Origin of the sequence: Pseudomonas oryziphila (genome assembly GCF_003940825.1) — a bacterium.
GTDB classification, from domain to species: domain Bacteria; phylum Pseudomonadota; class Gammaproteobacteria; order Pseudomonadales; family Pseudomonadaceae; genus Aquipseudomonas; species Aquipseudomonas sichuanensis.
Window position 1 is genome coordinate 1,701,808 of the sequence record NZ_CP034338.1, and the last position, 16,365, is coordinate 1,718,172.

Here is a 16,365-nt window from a genome sequence, read left to right on the forward strand (position 1 = left end):
TCCGGCCACTGGCCTCAAGGAAACCCCATGGACACCAAACTGCTCGATATACTGGCCTGCCCGATCACCAAGGGCCCGCTCAAGCTCAGCGCCGACAAGACCGAGCTGATCAGCAAGGGCGCGGGCCTGGCCTACCCGATCCGCGACGGCATCCCGGTGATGCTGGAAACCGAAGCGCGCACCCTGACCGATGAAGAGCGCCTGGACAAATGAGCCTGGATTTCACCGTGGTGATCCCCGCCCGGCTGCGCTCCACGCGCCTACCGGGCAAGCCGCTGCTGGCGATTGCCGGCAAGCCGATGGTCCAGCATGTGTGGGAGCAGGCGCGCAAGAGCGGCGCCAAGCGCGTGGTCATCGCCACCGACGATGCCAGCATCGTCGAGGCCTGCCAGGCGTTCGGCGCCGAGGTGCTGTTGACCCGCGCCGACCATGAGTCGGGCACCGATCGCCTGGCCGAAGTTGCCGCCCAGCTCGGGCTGGCGGCCGATGCCATCGTGGTCAACGTGCAAGGTGACGAGCCGCTGATCCCGCCGGTGATCATCGACCAGGTGGCGGCCAACCTCGCCGCGCACCCCGAAGCCGGCATCGCGACGCTGGCAGAGCCGATCCACGAACCGGAAACCGTGTTCAACCCCAACGCGGTCAAGGTCACCAGCGACAAGCACGGCCTGGCGCTGACCTTCAGCCGTGCACCTTTGCCCTGGGCCCGCGATGCCTTTGCCAAGGCGCGTGACGTGCTGCCCGAGGGTGTGCCGTACCGTCGCCATATCGGCATGTATGCCTACCGCGTCGGTTTCCTCCAGGACTTCGTCGGCTGGGGCCCATGCTGGCTCGAGCAGACCGAAGCGTTGGAGCAGCTGCGCGCGCTGTGGCATGGCGTGCGTATTCACGTGGCCGATGCCATCGAAGCCCCGGCCGTGGGCGTCGACACCCCTGAAGACCTGGAGCGCGTGCGGCGCTTGCTGGAGGCCTGATGCGCGTTCTGTTCGTCTGCCTCGGCAATATCTGCCGTTCACCCACTGCCGAAGGCGTATTGCGCCACCAGCTGGAGGCCGCAGGCCTGGCTGAACAGGTGCAGGTGGCGTCTGCCGGCACCGGTGACTGGCATGTGGGCAAGGCCCCCGACAGCCGTACCTGCAAGGCCGCGCTGGCGCGTGGCTACGACCTGTCGCGCCAGCGCGCCCAGCAGGTCAAGGCGGCGCATTTCGCTGAATACGACCTGATCCTGGCCATGGACAACAGCAACCTGGCCAACCTCAAGGCACTGCGCCCGCACAACGCCAAGGGCGAGTTGGACCTGTTCCTGCGCCGCTACGGCGCGGCGCTGGATGAAGTGCCCGACCCTTATTACGGCGGTGCCGAAGGTTTCGAGCAGGTCCTGGACCTGATCGAGGCGGCCTGCCGCGAGCTGGTGGTGGAAATCAAGGGGCGGTTATGACGGTGGCGTGGCAGCAACAGGTATCGCTCAAGCCCTACAACACCTTCGGCATCGATGTGCGTGCGCGTTACTTCACCCAGGCCCATGACGATGAGGAAGCGCGTCAGGCCCTGGCCGAGGCCGCCGAGCGGCAGGTGCCGGTGCTGGTGATCGGCGGTGGCAGCAACCTGCTGCTGACCCGCGACATCGACGCCCTGGTGCTGCACATGGCCAGCCGTGGCCGGCGCCTGCTCAGCGATGACGGCGAGCGGGTGGTGGTGGAGGCCGAGGCCGGTGAGCCCTGGCATCCCTTCGTGCAGTGGACCCTGGCACAAGGCCTGAGCGGGCTGGAGAATCTCAGCCTGATCCCTGGCACCGTGGGGGCCGCGCCGATGCAGAACGTCGGCGCCTATGGGGTCGAGATCAAGGACGTGTTCGCCGGCCTGACCGCGCTCGACCGAGAGACCGGCGAGCTGCGCGATTTCACGCTGCAGGAGTGCGCGTTCGGCTACCGGGACAGCCTGTTCAAGCGCAACCCCGGGCGTTGGTTGATCCTGCGCGTACGTTTTGCCCTTGACCGGACGTTGCGGGCGCACCTGGATTACGGCCCGGTGCGTCAGCGTTTGACCGAGCAGGGTGTCGGGCAGCCGACTGCCCAGGCCATCAGTGATGCGATCTGCAGCATTCGCCAGGAGAAGCTGCCGGACCCGGCCGAGCTGGGCAATGCCGGGAGCTTCTTCAAGAACCCGGTGGTGACGGTGGAGCTGGCAGACAAGATTCGTAGCGCTTACCCGACCGTGGTGGCATACCCGCAGGCCGGTGGCCAGGTGAAGCTGGCGGCGGGTTGGTTGATCGAGCAGGCGGGGTGGAAGGGCCACCGTGATGGCGACGCCGGTGTGCATCGCTTGCAGTCGTTGGTACTGGTGAACTATGGCCAGGCGAGCGGGGCGCAGATGTATGCGCTGGCGCAGAAGATCCAGGCGGATATCCTCGAACGGTTCGGCGTGGAGTTGGAGATGGAGCCGAACCTGTACTGATTGTGCAGGTATGTGCTGGCCTGATCGCTGGCAAGCCAGCTCCCACATTGACCGCGCTGGTCTCAAGCGATTCGCAATCATGTGGGAGCCGGCTTGCCGGCGATGAGGCCAGATCAGGCGATACATGATGCAAAGAAAAAGCCCCGCCAGTTCGCACTGGCGGGGCTTTTTCATTCAGCGACCGGAATCAACCGTGATGAGGCTTGTGCTCGTCTTCGGTGGTTTCCAGGGCTGGAGCGGCCTGGGCGGCAGCCAGGGCAGCAGCGGCTGCTTCGGCTTCGCGCTTGCGGCGGCGCACTTCACGCGGGTCGTTCGGCGCGCGGCCGTTCGGCAGCATGACAGGGGCCTGCTCGACCACCGCTTCGACTTTGGCAGGCGCCTGCTCGGCAACCACTGGAGCCGGTTCGGCAGCTGGCGCTTCGACCACTTCAGCTTGTACTTCAACAGCCTGGGCCTCGACGGCCGGAGCCGCTTCGAAGGCAACCGGAGCCTGAACTTCAGCCGCTTCGGCGACCGGCGCTGGTTCGATCTCGGCGGCTGCCACTGCTGGAGCCTCCACGACCGGTTCAGCTTCGATCACGACAGCCACCTGCTCGGCAACCGCTTCTTCGATCACTGGCTGTGGTGCCGCTTCAACAGCAGGCTTGAAGCTCGGCTCGGCGGCAACTACGGGCTCGCTGACCGGCTGCTCGACCACTGGAGCGATCGCGATGGCCTCGGCTTGCTCGGCAACCTGGACCACTTCGCTGTTTTCAACCTGGGCTTCGGCGACAACGGCGCTGGCGCGTTCGGCCTGCTCGTTGGCCTGGGCTTCGGCGTCGGCGCTGATGTTGCTGGTGGCGACGGCGGCGGTGACAGCGATGCCGGCGGCCAGTTCGGCGCCCAGCGCGGTGGCCTGGTGCTGTTGTGGCTGCTGCTCTTCGCCGGCTTCGTCTTCGCCGCCTTCGATCAGCTCGCCATCGGCGTTGCGCTGACGTTCACGACGGTTGCTGCGACGGCGCTGGCCGCGGGAGCGACGGCGCGGACGCTCGCCATCGGCGCCTTCCTGCTCGTCCTGCAGCAGCTCTTCGTTCGGCAGTTGCTCCTCGTTGAGCTCGGCAGCTTGTTCAGCAACCTGCTCGTCAGGGCGCGGCTGGCGCTCTTCACGCGGTGGGCGTGGTTGGCGTTCTTCGCGTGGCGCACGTTCTTCGCGTGGTGCGCGTTCTTCACGCGGTGCACGTTCTTCGCGTGGGGCGCGCTCTTCACGCGGCGCACGTTCTTCGCGTGGGGCACGCTCTTCACGTGGAGCGCGCTCTTCACGGGCTACGCGCTCTTCGCGTGGTGCACGCTCTTCACGCGGCTGGCGCTCTTCGCGGGCAGCTGGTGCGGCGTCCAGTGGCTCGCGCAGTTCGCGTACACGTTCTTCACGGTTGCCGCGGCGGTCATCGCGCGGCTGGCGTGGTGCGCGTTCTTCACGCGGCGCACGCTCTTCACGTGGGGCGCGCTCCTCGCGAGGGGCACGTTCTTCGCGTGGCTGGCGCTCTTCACGCGGGGCACGCTCGGCGCGTTCCTCACGCGGCTTGCGCTCCTCGTCGCGACGGCCATTGCGGTTGCGGCTCTGCTGGCGACCGTTGCGGCGCTCCTCGTTGCGCGGCGTGCGCTCGGCGGCCGGCTTCTCGGTGGTGGCGACCGGGGCGGCGACAGGCTCTTCCTTGCCGGCGAACAGGCTGACCAGCGACTTCACCAGGCCTTTGAACAGGCTTGGCTCTGGCACGCTAGGGGCGACAGCGGCTGCCGGTGCAGCGGCAGGCTGTGCTTCTTCTGTGCTCGGTACAGGAGCGTTGGCGCGGGCCGGAGCAGTCTTGACCGCGGCTTCCTGGCGAACCAGGGTGCGGGTGGCGGTCGGCTGCGGCGCTTCTTCGGTTTCGGTGGCTGCGATCTCGTAGCTGGACTGGTTGTTCAGCACTTCCGGGTTGTCGTCGCGCAGGCGCTGGACTTCGAAGTGCGGCGTTTCCAGGTGATCGTTCGGCAGGATGATGATGCGCGCGCGAGTGCGCAGTTCGATCTTGGTGATCGAGTTGCGTTTCTCGTTGAGCAGGAAGGCAGCGACCGGGATCGGGACCTGGGCACGTACCTCGGCGGTACGGTCTTTCAGCGCTTCTTCTTCGATCAGGCGCAGGATGGCCAGCGACAGCGACTCGACGTCACGGATGATGCCGGTGCCGGAGCAGCGTGGGCAGACGATGCCGCTGCTTTCGCCCAGCGATGGGCGCAGGCGCTGACGGGACATTTCCAGCAGGCCGAAACGCGAGATGCGGCCAACCTGCACGCGGGCGCGGTCGGCTTCCAGGCATTCACGCACGCGCTCTTCGACGGCGCGCTGGTTCTTGGCCGGGGTCATGTCGATGAAGTCAATGACGATCAGGCCGCCGATGTCACGCAGGCGCAGCTGGCGGGCGATTTCTTCGGCCGCTTCCAGGTTGGTCTGCAGGGCGGTTTCTTCGATGTCGCTGCCTTTGGTGGCGCGCGCCGAGTTGATGTCGATGGACACCAGGGCTTCGGTCGGGTCGATGACGATCGAGCCGCCGGACGGCAGGTCGACAACGCGCTGGAAGGCGGTTTCGATCTGGCTTTCGATCTGGAAGCGGTTGAACAGCGGGACGCTGTCTTCGTACAGCTTGACCTTGCTGGCGTACTGCGGCATCACCTGGCGGATGAAGGTCAGTGCTTCTTCCTGGGCGTCGATGCTGTCGATCAGCACTTCGCCGATGTCCTGGCGCAGGTAGTCGCGGATCGCGCGGATGATGACGTTGCTTTCCTGGTAGATCAGGAACGGCGCGGAGCGGTCCAGCGAGGCTTCCTTGATGGCGGTCCACAGCTGCAGCAGGTAGTCGAGGTCCCACTGCATTTCTTCGCTGCTGCGGCCAAGGCCGGCGGTGCGCACGATCAGGCCCATGTCGCCTGGAACGGTCAGGCCGTTGAGGGCTTCACGCAGTTCGTTGCGCTCTTCGCCTTCGATGCGGCGGGAGATGCCGCCGGCACGCGGGTTGTTTGGCATCAGCACCAGGTAACGGCCAGCCAGGCTGATGAAGGTGGTCAGGGCGGCGCCTTTGTTGCCGCGCTCTTCCTTCTCGACCTGAACGATGACTTCCTGGCCTTCGCTCAGTACTTCCTTGATGTTGACCCGGCCTTCGGGGGTCTTCTTGAAGTATTCGCGGGAAATTTCCTTGAGTGGCAGGAAGCCGTGACGTTCGGAGCCGAAGTCGACGAAGGCGGCTTCGAGGCTTGGCTCGATGCGGGTGATCTTGCCTTTGTAGATGTTGGCCTTTTTCTGCTCGCGCGCGCCGGACTCGATGTCCAGGTCGTAGAGGCGTTGGCCGTCTACCAGGGCTACACGCAACTCTTCGGGTTGAGTTGCGTTAATCAGCATTCTTTTCATGTTGTACCGTCGGTTTCCGGGCTGCCGGAAACGGCGTTCGGCACACACGACGTATCGGGGTCGGTGCCAAGGTGCGCAAAGGGTGGCGGGCCACCCCCGTGTCGAGCAACGTTCGGCACCAGCCGGTTGCCCAGCCTGCCGTTGTCGCGACGACGCGTCCTGTTCGCTGTGGTGTCAACGAGCCCCTTAGGTGTTCGAATCGACGTTCATCGATAGCCGAATCAGCCAGACAGGCCTCGTGCACTCATGACAGGAGGAGGAATCAACCGTCAGCCGTGGACGCCGCTAGAGCGTCTGTTCAGGACCTTATCCGCTCATCGCCCGTTCAGTGGGGCGGTGGCCGGACGCGGTGCTACACGGTCCGAGGGCTGTGCATCTCCACCCTGCACGTATCCCTGATAATTCGGGTGCTGCCGCGCGCTGAATCCGCAACGGGTTGCATTTTTCGTCAGCGCGGGTACCGCGCTGGCGCCATTTATGTCCAAGGCAGGTATTTCCGAAGCATTCGCCGGGCGTTACGTGGAAGCGACTGGCGGGCAGAGGTGCGGCGAAAAAGGTTCGGTAAGCAGGTGGAACACCGCGCTTGTCGTTTTTCTTCGGTCTTCTCTACACAGCGCTGGTGGCGATTCCAGGCATTTGTTTAAACTGGCGAAAACCCCGTAGGACGGCCTCGCGTCCTGGAGAATTGCGAAGGTCAGGAACCGGCGTAGAGCCTGGTATCACTGGCCTGCCGCTTTTGGCGGCGTTCGCGACTATAGCAGTTATGATTAAGTGCTTCAATTCCATAAAAAATTGTTATGATCCCGCCATGACGACCAATACCCCTCCGACTTCCGGCGTACAGCTGATCGAAGTCGCGCCGGAGCTTGCCGGCCAACGCATCGACAATTTCCTCATCACGGCCCTCAAGGGCGTGCCCAAAACCTTGGTCTACCGCATCCTGCGCAAGGGTGAGGTGCGGGTCAACAAAGGGCGGATCAAACCGGAATACAAGCTGCAGGCTGGCGATATCGTCCGCGTGCCGCCTGTGCGCCTGCCTGAACGCGACGAGCCAGCGCCTGTGGCCCAGGGGCTGCTGCAGCGCCTGGAAGCCGCCATCGTCTATGAAGACAAGGCGCTGATCGTGATGAACAAGCCATCCGGCATTGCCGTGCATGGCGGCAGTGGTTTGAGTTTCGGGGCGATCGAGGCGCTGCGTCAGTTGCGCCCTGATGCCAAGGAGCTGGAGCTGGTGCATCGCCTGGATCGCGACACTTCCGGCCTGCTGATGATCGCCAAGAAGCGCAGCATGCTGCGCCACCTGCATGCCGCCCTGCGCGGCGATGGCGTGGACAAGCGCTACATGGCGCTGGTGCGCGGCCATTGGCCGACCGCGAAGAAGCAGGTCAACGCGCCGTTGCTCAAGAGCAACCTGCGCTCGGGCGAGCGCATGGTCGAGGTGAATGACGAAGGCAAGGAGGCGTTGACGATGTTCCGCGTGCTGCGCCGTTTCGGCGAGTTCGCCACCATCGTCGAGGCCCGGCCTATTACCGGCCGTACCCACCAGATTCGTGTGCACGCCCTGCATGCCGGGCACATGATCGCCGGTGACAGCAAATACGGTGATGAAGATTTCAGCCGCGAGATTCGTGAGCTGGGCGGCAAGCGCTTGTTCCTGCATGCCTATCAACTCACGGTGCCGCTGCCGGACGGCGGTGAGCTCAAGCTCGAGGCGCCGGTGGATGAAGTGTGGGCCAAGACCGTGGAGCGCCTGAGCGCGACCTGACCTATGAACAAGCGTTACGAGCTGCTGATCTTCGACTGGGACGGCACCTTGGCCGACTCCATCGGGCGTATCGTCGAGGCCATGAATGTGGCGGCCGGGCGCGCCGGTGAGGCGCCAAGCAGCGATGAGGCCATCAAGGGCATCATCGGCCTGGCATTGGACGAGGCGATCGCCACGCTGTACCCGCACCTGGATAACGTGCAGGTGCAGGCTTTTCGTCAGCATTACGCCGATGTCTACACGGCGCTGGATCAGCAGCCTTCGCCGCTGTTCGAGGGGGTGGTCGAATCCCTCGAGGCTTTCCGTGCCGAGGGCTATCGCCTGGCGGTGGCCACCGGCAAGGCGCGTCGCGGGCTGGATCGCGTGCTCAAGGCCAATGGCTGGGAAGGCTACTTCGATATCACTCGCGGCGCCGACGAGACCCGTGGCAAGCCGCACCCGTTGATGCTCGAAGAAATCCTCGCCCATTGCCGGGTCGAGCCCGGGCGGGCGCTGATGGTCGGTGATTCGGCATTCGACCTGCAGATGGCCAGCAATGCAGGCATGCACTCGGTGGCGGTCGGTTATGGCGCGATGCCGCTGCAGGCCCTGGCCGAGTTCGGGCCGCAAGTGTGCATCGAGCATTTCTCTCAATTGCGCGAATGGCTGGCGAGTGGCGCGCAACTCAATTTCCAGGGTAGGTGAGCATGGCTGACGAGTGGAAGGCACCCGAGTCCGAAGACAACGAAGAGCGCAAGAGCTGGAAGCTGTTGGAGAAGACGCTGCTGGCGGGCGTCCAGGAGCAGCGTCGGGCGCGGCGCTGGGGCATCTTTTTCAAGTTGCTGACCTTCGTCTACCTGTTCGGCATGCTGGTCCTGTTCACGCCGCTGATGGACGTGGACAAGGCTGCGTCACGCAGTGCCAGCCACACGGCGCTGGTCGAGGTGCGTGGGGTGATCGCTGATCAGGAGCCTGCCGGCGCCGACAATATCGTCAAGAGCTTGCGTGAGGCATTCAAGGACTCGAAAACCAAGGGTGTGGTGCTGCGTATCAACAGTCCGGGCGGCAGCCCGGTGCAGTCGGGCTACATCTATGACGAAATTCGCCGCCTGCGCGCCGAATACCCAGCCATCAAGCTGTATGCGGTGATTACCGATCTGGGTGCCTCCGGCGCTTATTACATCGCCAGTGCCGCCGATGAGATCTATGCCGACAAGGCCAGCCTGGTCGGCTCCATTGGCGTGACGGCTGCCGGTTATGGCTTCGTCGGCACCATGGACAAGCTGGGCGTTGAGCGTCGCACCTATACCGCAGGTGAGCACAAAGCCTTCCTCGACCCGTTCTCGCCGCAGAAACCGGAAGAGACCGCGTTCTGGCAGGGGGTGCTGGATACCACGCATCGCCAGTTCATCGCCATGGTCAAGCAGGGTAGGGGCGAGCGCCTGAAGGACAAGGATCATCCTGAGTTGTTCAGTGGTTTGATCTGGTCCGGCGAGCAGGCCAAGGAGCTGGGCCTGGTGGATGGCCTGGGCAGTGCCAGCTATGTGGCTCGCGAGATCATCGGTGAGAAGGAATTGGTGGATTTCACCGTGCAGGAGTCGCCGTTTGATCGTTTCTCCAAGCGTATCGGTGCCAGTGTGGCCGAGCGGTTGGCCATGTACATGGGCTTCCAGGGGCCTTCGTTGCGTTGATCTGATATCGGCGTGGCATTCATCGCGGGGCAGGCCCGCTCCCACGAGCAATTCGTGGGAGCGGGCTTGCCCCGCGATGCGTTCTCAAGGCACCTGCACGCCTTCCTTGTGCAGCATATCCACCAGGCGAATCAGCGGCAGCCCGATCAGGCTGGTGGCGTCGCAGCCGTGGGTGCTCTGGAACAGGCTCACCCCCAGCCCCTCTGCTTTGAAGCTGCCTGCGCAATCCAGCGGCTGCTCGGCCTGCACGTAACGCTCCACACTCTCCCGATCCAGTTCGCGCATGGTCACCGTGAATGGCACGCAATCGACCTGGCACTGGCCGCTGGCGCTGTTGAGCAGTGCCAGGCCGGTGAGGAAGGTGACCTGCTGGCCGCTCGCTTCCAGCAGTTGCTCGCAGGCGCGCTCGAAGGTGTGAGGTTTGCCGAGGATCTGCTCGCCGAGCACCGCCACCTGGTCGGAACCGATGATCAGGTGTCCCGGATAGCGGCCTGCGAGCGCTTCGGCTTTTTGCCGGGCCAGGCGGCGAACCAGTTCGACGGCGGGCTCATCGGCCAGCCGCTGCTCGTCTAGATCGGGGCTTGCCCAGCTGAAGGGCAGGCGCAGGCGGGCGAGCAGTTCGCGCCGGTAGGGGGAGCTGGAAGCCAGTAACAGAGGAAGCATGATAGACTCCTGGTCAATTGCCCCGAATTCTAACATGCGAGATGTGCCGAATTTCCTTTGACAGGGAGGGGGTGCATCCCTAGAATGCTGCGCCTATGTTGAATGACCCGATTCCACCTCACGTTGACCCGCGCAAATTAGCCGATCGAGGCGTAACCCTTAGTGGTTCGCTGCAACTCGCTGATTTGGAAAGACTCTGCGACCCGCTTTCCGACGCTGTCGGTATGGTGCAGGCGAAGTTCGATTTTGAACGAGACGAACAGAAAGTTGTGGTTATCCACAGCGAGCTGGATGTCGAAGTCAAAATGGTTTGCCAGCGTTGTCTTGAGCTGGTCACCCTTCCAATCCACAGCGAATCTACTTACGCCGTGGTGAAGGAGGGTGCGAATACCCAGTCGTTGCCGAAAGGCTATGACGTGCTGGAACTGGGCGAAGATCCTTTGGATCTGCAGGCCCTGGTCGAGGAAGAGCTGCTGCTTGCCCTGCCGATCGTGCCTGCTCATCATCCGGAAGAATGCCAGCAGCCGGCGGGCGCAGATGAGCCCGAACCGAGCAAGGACGAGGTAACGCGGTCCAACCCGTTCAGTGTATTGGCGCAGTTAAAGCGTGACCCAAACGTTTAGGAGTTAATCAATTATGGCTGTTCAGCAGAACAAAAAATCCCGCTCTGCCCGTGACATGCGCCGTTCGCACGACGCCCTGTCGGAAAACGCCCTGTCGGTAGAGAAGAGCACCGGTGAAGTACACCTGCGTCACCACGTTTCGCCAGAAGGCGTATACCGTGGTCGCAAAGTGATCGACAAGGGCGCTGACGAGTAATCCTTGTCCGCTCAGATCATCGCGATCGACGCAATGGGCGGGGACTTCGGTCCCCGCAGCATTGTCCAGGCTAGCCTAGCCTGCCTTTCGGCTACTCCCTCGCTGCACCTGACCCTCGTCGGTCAACCCTCCCTTCTTGAAGAGCTTGTCAGCGGCCAATCGGCTGCGGATCGCGCGCGCCTGCAAATTGTTGCGGCCAGTGAAGTGGTGGGCATGGACGAGCGGCCGTCGCAGGCGTTGCGCGGCAAGCCCGACTCGTCGATGCGCATCGCCCTCGAACTGGTGCGGGACGGCAAGGCCCAGGCCTGCGTCAGTGCCGGCAATACCGGCGCGCTCATGGCGTTGTCGCGTTTCGTGCTCAAGACCTTGCCCGGTATCGATCGCCCGGCGATGGTGGCGGCGATCCCGACCCAGGCAGGCTACTGCCAGTTGCTCGACCTGGGCGCCAATGTCGACTGCAGTGCCGAAAACCTCTACCAGTTTGCGGTGATGGGTTCGGTGGCTGCCCAGGCGCTTGGCGTTCATCGCCCGCGGGTGGCGCTGCTCAATATCGGCACCGAAGACATCAAGGGCAATCAGCAGGTCAAGCTGGCCGCCAGCTTGTTGCAGAATGCGCGAGGCCTGAACTACATCGGTTTTGTCGAGGGCGACGGCCTGTACCGCGGCGAGGCGGACGTGGTGGTGTGCGACGGTTTTGTCGGCAACATCCTGCTCAAGTCCAGCGAAGGCCTGGCGACCATGATCGCCGCGCGCATCGAGGCGTTGTTCCGTGGTGGTGTGCTGGCGCGGGCTGCCGGGGCCATGGCCATGCCATTGCTCAAGCGCCTGCAGGCCGACCTGGCGCCGGCGCGGCACAATGGCGCAAGCTTCCTCGGGCTCCAGGGTATCGTCATCAAGAGCCATGGTTCGGCGGGTGTGCAGGGTTTCCAGAGTGCGATCCAGCGTGCGCTGATCGAGATCCAGGAGAACCTGCCGCAGCGCCTCCATGGTCGGCTCGAAGACTTGCTGCCGTGAAACCTCGTGAGGGCGGGCTTGCCCTGCGATGAGGCGAGTGCTGGAAAAACAAAGACTTTGGGCATATCGCCCATGAAGTGCTTAAATGTGACCGCTTGGTCCGCCGTTCCATCCAAGCTTTCAGATTTCGCGCTAGGCCTGTGGCCTGGCGCACCCTATCCGACGACAAGATCATAAGGGCTTGTTCAATGTCTGCATCCCTCGCATTCGTCTTTCCCGGTCAAGGTTCCCAATCGCTGGGCATGCTCGCCGAGCTCGGTGCTGAAAAGCCGGTAATCGTCGAAACCTTCAAGGAAGCTTCCGAGGCTCTGGGCTACGACCTGTGGAAACTGGTCCAGGAAGGTCCGGAAGAACAACTCAACCAAACCGACAAGACTCAGCCGGCCATCCTGACCGCCTCCATCGCCCTGTGGCGCCTGTGGCTGGAAGAGGGCGGCGCGCACCCGGCCTTCGTTTCGGGCCACAGCCTGGGTGAGTACAGTGCCCTGGTCGCTGCTGGCAGCCTGTCGCTCAAAGACGCCGTCCGCCTGGTCGAGCGCCGTGGCCAGCTGATGCAGGAAGCCGTGCCGGCCGGTCATGGCGCCATGGCTGCCATCCTGGGCCTGGACGATGCCGTTGTGGTCGAGCTCTGCGCCAAGGCCGCTGAAGATGAAGTGGTCAGTGCGGTGAACTTCAACTCGCCGGGCCAGGTGGTGATTGCCGGTAACAAGGCTGCGGTCGACCGCGCCATGGCGCTGTGCAAAGAGGCCGGCGCCAAGCGTGCTCTGCCGCTGGCGGTCAGCGTGCCGTCGCACTGTGCGCTGATGAAGCCCGCTGCCGAGCGCTTCGCCGAGTTCGTCAACGCCATCGAGTGGAAGGCCCCGCAGATTCCAGTGGTGCAGAACGTCACCGCCGCCATCGCCGCCGACCTTGATGCGCTCAAGCAGGACTTGCTGGCACAGCTGTACCAGCCTGTGCGCTGGGTTGAATGCGTGCAGGCCCTGGCCGAGCGCGGCGCGGTGAACCTGGTCGAGTGCGGCCCGGGCAAGGTGCTGGCTGGCCTGAACAAGCGTTGCGCCGACGGCGTGACCACCTACAACCTCAATACCCCTGACGCCGTCGCCGCCACCCGTGCGGCGCTGGCCTGAATCTGGAGACGCTTGCATGAGCCTGCAAGGTAAAGTTGCACTGGTTACCGGCGCCAGCCGTGGCATTGGCCAGGCCATCGCCCTTGAGCTTGGCCGCCAGGGCGCCATCGTCATCGGCACCGCCACTTCGGCCTCCGGTGCCGAGCGCATCGCCGCCACGCTCAAGGAGCACGGCGTTGCCGGTACCGGCATGGAATTGAACGTGACCAGCGCAGAATCCGTGAATGCGGTGCTGAGCGCCATCGGTGAGCAGTTCGGCGCCCCGGCCATCCTGGTCAACAACGCTGGCATCACCCGCGACAACCTCATGCTGCGCATGAAGGATGACGAGTGGTTCGACGTGATCGACACCAACCTCAACAGCCTCTACCGTCTGTCCAAGGGCGTGCTGCGTGGCATGACCAAGGCCCGTTGGGGTCGTATCATCAGCATCGGCTCGGTGGTCGGTGCCATGGGTAACGCCGGGCAGGCCAACTATGCGGCCGCCAAGGCTGGCCTGGAAGGCTTCAGTCGCGCGCTGGCCCGTGAAGTGGGTTCGCGTGGCATCACCGTCAACTCGGTCACCCCGGGCTTCATCGACACCGACATGACCCGTGAGCTGCCGGAAGCGCAGCGCGAAGCCCTGCAGAAAGAAATTCCGCTGGGCCGCCTGGGCCAGGCCGACGAAATCGCCAAAGTGGTTTCGTTCCTGGCCTCTGACGGCGCAGCCTATGTCACTGGCGCCACCGTGCCGGTGAACGGCGGGATGTACATGTAAAAACCGCAATGCGATGTGACGGATTGCTTCAAAAAAGAGTCATACTCCGAGCTTAAAATCCGTTATAAAGCTGCAACCAGATTCCGGGCAGAGGGTTGGGCGACTTAGCTGAAGGCGTGTTCCGCTTGAAAAGCAGGCGTCTTTCTATAAACTTGGTCACCGGCCAGCTGCCTGACATATGTCCATTAGGAGTGAAAACTAGGTATGAGCACCATCGAAGAACGCGTCAAGAAAATCGTCGCCGAGCAACTGGGCGTCAAGGAAGAGGAAGTTGTGAATGCTGCTTCCTTCGTTGAAGACCTGGGTGCCGACTCGCTTGACACCGTTGAGCTGGTGATGGCTCTGGAAGAGGAATTCGAGACCGAAATCCCTGACGAAGAAGCCGAGAAGATCACTACCGTTCAAGCTGCCATCGACTACGTCAACGCCCACCAGGCCTAAGACGCTTTAGTCGACGCTTCTTGTCGGGGAAAACCGCACTGCCTTCGCTGGCGTGCGGTTTTTTCTTTGCAAGACGCCAGTGTCGAGCCGCGAGCCTTCAGAGCTTGTTGCCATTTCATTCCATTGCCTTGAATGCAATGGCAAGAAACTCTGTTATTGGAAAAGGAGAGTACTGTGTCGCGTAGACGCGTCGTGGTCACCGGTATGGGTATGCTGTCGCCATTGGGTACTGATGTACCGAGCACCTGGCAGGGCGTTCTGGCTGGCCGCAGTGGCATTGGTCCGATCGAACACACGGATCTGTCTGCCTACTCCACCCGTTTTGGCGGCTCGGTGAAGGGCTTCGAGGTCGAGCAGTACCTGTCGGCCAAGGAAGCTCGCAAGCTCGACCTGTTCATTCAGTACGGCCTGGCAGCCGGTTTCCAGGCGGTACGCAATGCCGGCCTGGAGGTCACCGACGCCAACCGTGAGCGCATTGGCGTGGCCATGGGCTCGGGGATCGGCGGCCTGACCAACATCGAAGAAACCAGCCGGACCCTGCACGAGCAGGGCCCGCGCCGCATTTCGCCGTTCTTCGTGCCGGGCTCGATCATCAACATGATCTCGGGCTTCCTGTCGATCCACCTGGGCCTGCAGGGGCCGAACTACGCGATCGCCACCGCCTGCACCACGGGTACCCATTGCATCGGCATGGCCGCGCGCAATATCGCCTACGGTGAAGCGGACGTGATGATTGCCGGCGGTGCCGAAATGGCCGCCTGTGGCCTGGGCATGGGTGGCTTCGGGGCCTCGCGCGCGCTGTCGACCCGCAACGATGAGCCAACCCGCGCCAGCCGTCCGTGGGACAAAGGCCGTGACGGTTTCGTGCTGTCCGACGGTGCCGGTGCCCTGGTGCTCGAAGAACTGGAGCACGCCAAGGCGCGTGGTGCGACCATTTATGCCGAGCTGGTCGGTTTTGGCATGAGCGGCGACGCCTACCACATGACTTCGCCACCCGACTCGGGTGAAGGTGCTGCGCGCTGCATGGCCAACGCCCTGCGCGATGCCGGCATCGAGCCGCAGGCGGTCAGCTACATCAATGCCCACGGCACTTCGACCCCTGCTGGCGATATCGCCGAGGTGGCGGCGATCAAGCGCGTGTTTGGCGAGCACGCCTACAAGCTGGCAGTCAGCTCGACCAAGTCGATGACCGGTCACCTGCTGGGTGCCGCTGGCGCGGTGGAAGCAATCTTCAGCGTGCTGGCGATCAACAGCCAGATGGCGCCGCCGACCATCAACCTGGACGAGCCGGACGAAGGTTGCGACCTGGACTTCGTACCGCACCAGGCGCGCAGCATGCCGATCGACGTGGTGCTGTCCAACTCGTTCGGCTTCGGCGGAACCAACGGTTCGCTGGTGTTCCGCCGGTTCGCCGACTGATGCACTGCTGGATCGATGGCCAGGAAGCGACTGCGGTCAATTTGCAGAATCGCGGCCTGGCCTACGGTGATGGTCTGTTCGAGACCATTGCCGTGCATGGCGGCAAGCCCAGCCTGCTAACCCGGCATCTCGACCGCCTGGCGCTGGGTTGCCAGCGCCTGGCGATCGATGTTGACCTGATGCTGGTTCGCAATGAGCTGATGCAATTCGCTCAGTTGCTGGGGGAGGGCGTCGCCAAGCTGATCCTTACCCGCGGCGACAGCCAGCGTGGTTATGCCCCGGCGCCGGGCGCCCAGGCGCGACGTATTCTTCAGGGCAGCCCCTTGCCCGTCTATCCCGCACAGCACGCCGAGCTGGGTGTGCGCCTGTTCCCCTGTCAGACACGGCTGGCGGAACAACCGCTGCTGGCCGGACTCAAACACCTCAACCGCCTGGAGCAGGTGCTGGCCCGAGCCGAATGGCAGGACAGTGCGTATGCCGAAGGCTTGATGCGCGACAGCCAAGGGCGAGTGATCGAAGGGGTGTACAGCAACCTGTTCCTGGTGCGTGGCAAGGTGCTGCTGACCGCCGACCTGAGCCGTTGTGGCGTGGCTGGCGTGATGCGTGGCGCATTGCTAGAACAGGCGCCGTTGTCGGGCCTTGCCGTCGAGGTGCGTGACCTGACCCTGGAAGACCTGCAGCAGGCCGACGAGGTGTTTGTCTGCAACAGTGTCTACGGTATCTGGCCTGTACGTGAATTCGCTGCACTGAACTGGCCGCCGGGCCCGCTCACCCTTAAACTGCAGGCCGTTGCCCGTACGTTACTGGATACCTGATTC

The 16,365-nt window shown here is 63.5% G+C and carries 17 protein-coding genes; 15 read left to right on the forward strand and 2 right to left on the reverse strand.

All coding sequences use genetic code 11. The features are described 5' to 3' along the window. Positions 1-27: 27 nt before the first annotated feature. Genes EJA05_RS08065 through murB form a run of 4 tightly spaced genes read left to right on the forward strand, consistent with a single transcriptional unit; the run spans position 28 to position 2,454 of the window. The gene (locus EJA05_RS08065; RefSeq protein ID WP_125463219.1) at positions 28-213 is read left to right on the forward strand and encodes a Trm112 family protein; all 186 of its coding nucleotides are present in this window, start codon (positions 28-30) and stop codon (positions 211-213) included. After that, positions 210-974: a 3-deoxy-manno-octulosonate cytidylyltransferase gene (kdsB, locus tag EJA05_RS08070; RefSeq protein ID WP_125857888.1), complete on the forward strand. Its 765-nt coding sequence runs from the start codon at positions 210-212 to the stop codon at positions 972-974. Before EJA05_RS08065 ends, kdsB begins: the two co-directional genes overlap by 4 nt. After that, positions 974-1,438 (forward strand): low molecular weight protein-tyrosine-phosphatase, encoded by a 465-nt coding sequence (locus EJA05_RS08075; protein ID WP_125857889.1) that lies wholly within the window; start codon positions 974-976, stop codon positions 1,436-1,438. The genes kdsB and EJA05_RS08075 overlap by 1 nt, the downstream gene beginning before the upstream one ends. After that, on the forward strand, positions 1,435-2,454 hold the full coding sequence (gene murB, locus EJA05_RS08080; protein ID WP_125857890.1) for a UDP-N-acetylmuramate dehydrogenase: 1,020 nt from the start codon (positions 1,435-1,437) through the stop codon (positions 2,452-2,454). Before EJA05_RS08075 ends, murB begins: the two co-directional genes overlap by 4 nt. 187 nt (positions 2,455-2,641) lie before the next feature. Here murB and rne read toward each other — a convergent pair whose 3' ends face one another. After that, entirely contained in the window at positions 2,642-5,872 is a 3,231-nt protein-coding gene (rne, locus tag EJA05_RS08085) for a ribonuclease E (protein WP_125857891.1), read from the reverse strand. A gap of 808 nt (positions 5,873-6,680) precedes the next feature. Between rne and rluC the strand changes: the two genes are divergently transcribed. Genes rluC through sppA form a run of 3 tightly spaced genes read left to right on the forward strand, consistent with a single transcriptional unit; the run spans position 6,681 to position 9,307 of the window. Next, positions 6,681-7,637: a 23S rRNA pseudouridine(955/2504/2580) synthase RluC gene (gene rluC, locus EJA05_RS08095; RefSeq protein ID WP_125857892.1), complete on the forward strand. Its 957-nt coding sequence runs from the start codon at positions 6,681-6,683 to the stop codon at positions 7,635-7,637. A gap of 3 nt (positions 7,638-7,640) precedes the next feature. Next, the gene (locus EJA05_RS08100) at positions 7,641-8,321 is read left to right on the forward strand and encodes an HAD family hydrolase (protein WP_125857893.1); all 681 of its coding nucleotides are present in this window, start codon (positions 7,641-7,643) and stop codon (positions 8,319-8,321) included. A 2-nt stretch (positions 8,322-8,323) separates the two neighbouring features. Next, complete coding sequence (sppA, locus tag EJA05_RS08105) at positions 8,324-9,307, forward strand: signal peptide peptidase SppA (protein ID WP_125857894.1); 984 nt, start codon at positions 8,324-8,326, stop codon at positions 9,305-9,307. 84 nt (positions 9,308-9,391) lie between these two features. Here sppA and EJA05_RS08110 read toward each other — a convergent pair whose 3' ends face one another. Further along, positions 9,392-9,970: a Maf family protein gene (locus EJA05_RS08110; protein ID WP_125857895.1), complete on the reverse strand. Its 579-nt coding sequence runs from the start codon at positions 9,968-9,970 to the stop codon at positions 9,392-9,394. 95 nt (positions 9,971-10,065) lie between these two features. Between EJA05_RS08110 and EJA05_RS08115 the strand changes: the two genes are divergently transcribed. The 8 genes from EJA05_RS08115 to pabC all read left to right on the forward strand — a co-directional run bounded on the left by EJA05_RS08115 (position 10,066) and on the right by pabC (position 16,362). Then, entirely contained in the window at positions 10,066-10,593 is a 528-nt protein-coding gene (locus EJA05_RS08115; RefSeq protein ID WP_125857896.1) for a YceD family protein, read from the forward strand. Positions 10,594-10,606: 13 nt separating this feature from the next. Continuing rightward, entirely contained in the window at positions 10,607-10,789 is a 183-nt protein-coding gene (rpmF, locus tag EJA05_RS08120) for a 50S ribosomal protein L32 (protein ID WP_008096416.1), read from the forward strand. A gap of 3 nt (positions 10,790-10,792) precedes the next feature. Then, positions 10,793-11,803, forward strand: a complete 1,011-nt coding sequence (gene plsX / locus EJA05_RS08125; RefSeq protein ID WP_125463228.1) for a phosphate acyltransferase PlsX — start codon at positions 10,793-10,795, stop codon at positions 11,801-11,803. 188 nt (positions 11,804-11,991) lie between these two features. Continuing rightward, complete coding sequence (fabD, locus tag EJA05_RS08130; RefSeq protein ID WP_125857897.1) at positions 11,992-12,930, forward strand: ACP S-malonyltransferase; 939 nt, start codon at positions 11,992-11,994, stop codon at positions 12,928-12,930. A gap of 16 nt (positions 12,931-12,946) precedes the next feature. Then, complete coding sequence (fabG, locus tag EJA05_RS08135; protein WP_125463230.1) at positions 12,947-13,687, forward strand: 3-oxoacyl-ACP reductase FabG; 741 nt, start codon at positions 12,947-12,949, stop codon at positions 13,685-13,687. 204 nt (positions 13,688-13,891) lie between these two features. Then, positions 13,892-14,128 carry an acyl carrier protein gene (gene acpP, locus EJA05_RS08140; RefSeq protein ID WP_125857898.1) on the forward strand — a complete coding sequence of 79 codons (237 nt, stop codon included), beginning with the start codon at positions 13,892-13,894 and terminating at the stop codon, positions 14,126-14,128. A 174-nt stretch (positions 14,129-14,302) separates the two neighbouring features. Further along, a complete protein-coding gene (fabF, locus tag EJA05_RS08145; RefSeq protein WP_125857899.1) occupies positions 14,303-15,547 on the forward strand; it encodes a beta-ketoacyl-ACP synthase II in 1,245 nt (414 codons plus the stop codon). Continuing rightward, the gene (pabC, locus tag EJA05_RS08150; protein WP_125857900.1) at positions 15,547-16,362 is read left to right on the forward strand and encodes an aminodeoxychorismate lyase; all 816 of its coding nucleotides are present in this window, start codon (positions 15,547-15,549) and stop codon (positions 16,360-16,362) included. The genes fabF and pabC overlap by 1 nt, the downstream gene beginning before the upstream one ends. Positions 16,363-16,365: the final 3 nt, after the last annotated feature.

Excerpts from the sequence above, each read along its gene's own strand:
- pabC (WP_125857900.1), top strand. The coding sequence starts at position 15,547 with ATGCACTGCTGGATCGATGGCCAGGAAGCGACTGCGGTCAATTTGCAG.
- EJA05_RS08115 (WP_125857896.1), top strand. The coding sequence starts at position 10,066 with ATGTTGAATGACCCGATTCCACCTCACGTTGACCCGCGCAAATTAGCC.
- EJA05_RS08100 (WP_125857893.1), top strand. The coding sequence starts at position 7,641 with ATGAACAAGCGTTACGAGCTGCTGATCTTCGACTGGGACGGCACCTTG.
- acpP (WP_125857898.1), top strand. The coding sequence starts at position 13,892 with ATGAGCACCATCGAAGAACGCGTCAAGAAAATCGTCGCCGAGCAACTG.
- kdsB (WP_125857888.1), top strand. The coding sequence starts at position 210 with ATGAGCCTGGATTTCACCGTGGTGATCCCCGCCCGGCTGCGCTCCACG.
- murB (WP_125857890.1), top strand. The coding sequence starts at position 1,435 with ATGACGGTGGCGTGGCAGCAACAGGTATCGCTCAAGCCCTACAACACC.
- rne (WP_125857891.1), bottom strand. The coding sequence starts at position 5,872 with ATGAAAAGAATGCTGATTAACGCAACTCAACCCGAAGAGTTGCGTGTA.
- rpmF (WP_008096416.1), top strand. The coding sequence starts at position 10,607 with ATGGCTGTTCAGCAGAACAAAAAATCCCGCTCTGCCCGTGACATGCGC.
- sppA (WP_125857894.1), top strand. The coding sequence starts at position 8,324 with ATGGCTGACGAGTGGAAGGCACCCGAGTCCGAAGACAACGAAGAGCGC.
- EJA05_RS08110 (WP_125857895.1), bottom strand. The coding sequence starts at position 9,970 with ATGCTTCCTCTGTTACTGGCTTCCAGCTCCCCCTACCGGCGCGAACTG.
- rluC (WP_125857892.1), top strand. The coding sequence starts at position 6,681 with ATGACGACCAATACCCCTCCGACTTCCGGCGTACAGCTGATCGAAGTC.
- EJA05_RS08065 (WP_125463219.1), top strand. The coding sequence starts at position 28 with ATGGACACCAAACTGCTCGATATACTGGCCTGCCCGATCACCAAGGGC.
- EJA05_RS08075 (WP_125857889.1), top strand. The coding sequence starts at position 974 with ATGCGCGTTCTGTTCGTCTGCCTCGGCAATATCTGCCGTTCACCCACT.
- fabD (WP_125857897.1), top strand. The coding sequence starts at position 11,992 with ATGTCTGCATCCCTCGCATTCGTCTTTCCCGGTCAAGGTTCCCAATCG.
- fabG (WP_125463230.1), top strand. The coding sequence starts at position 12,947 with ATGAGCCTGCAAGGTAAAGTTGCACTGGTTACCGGCGCCAGCCGTGGC.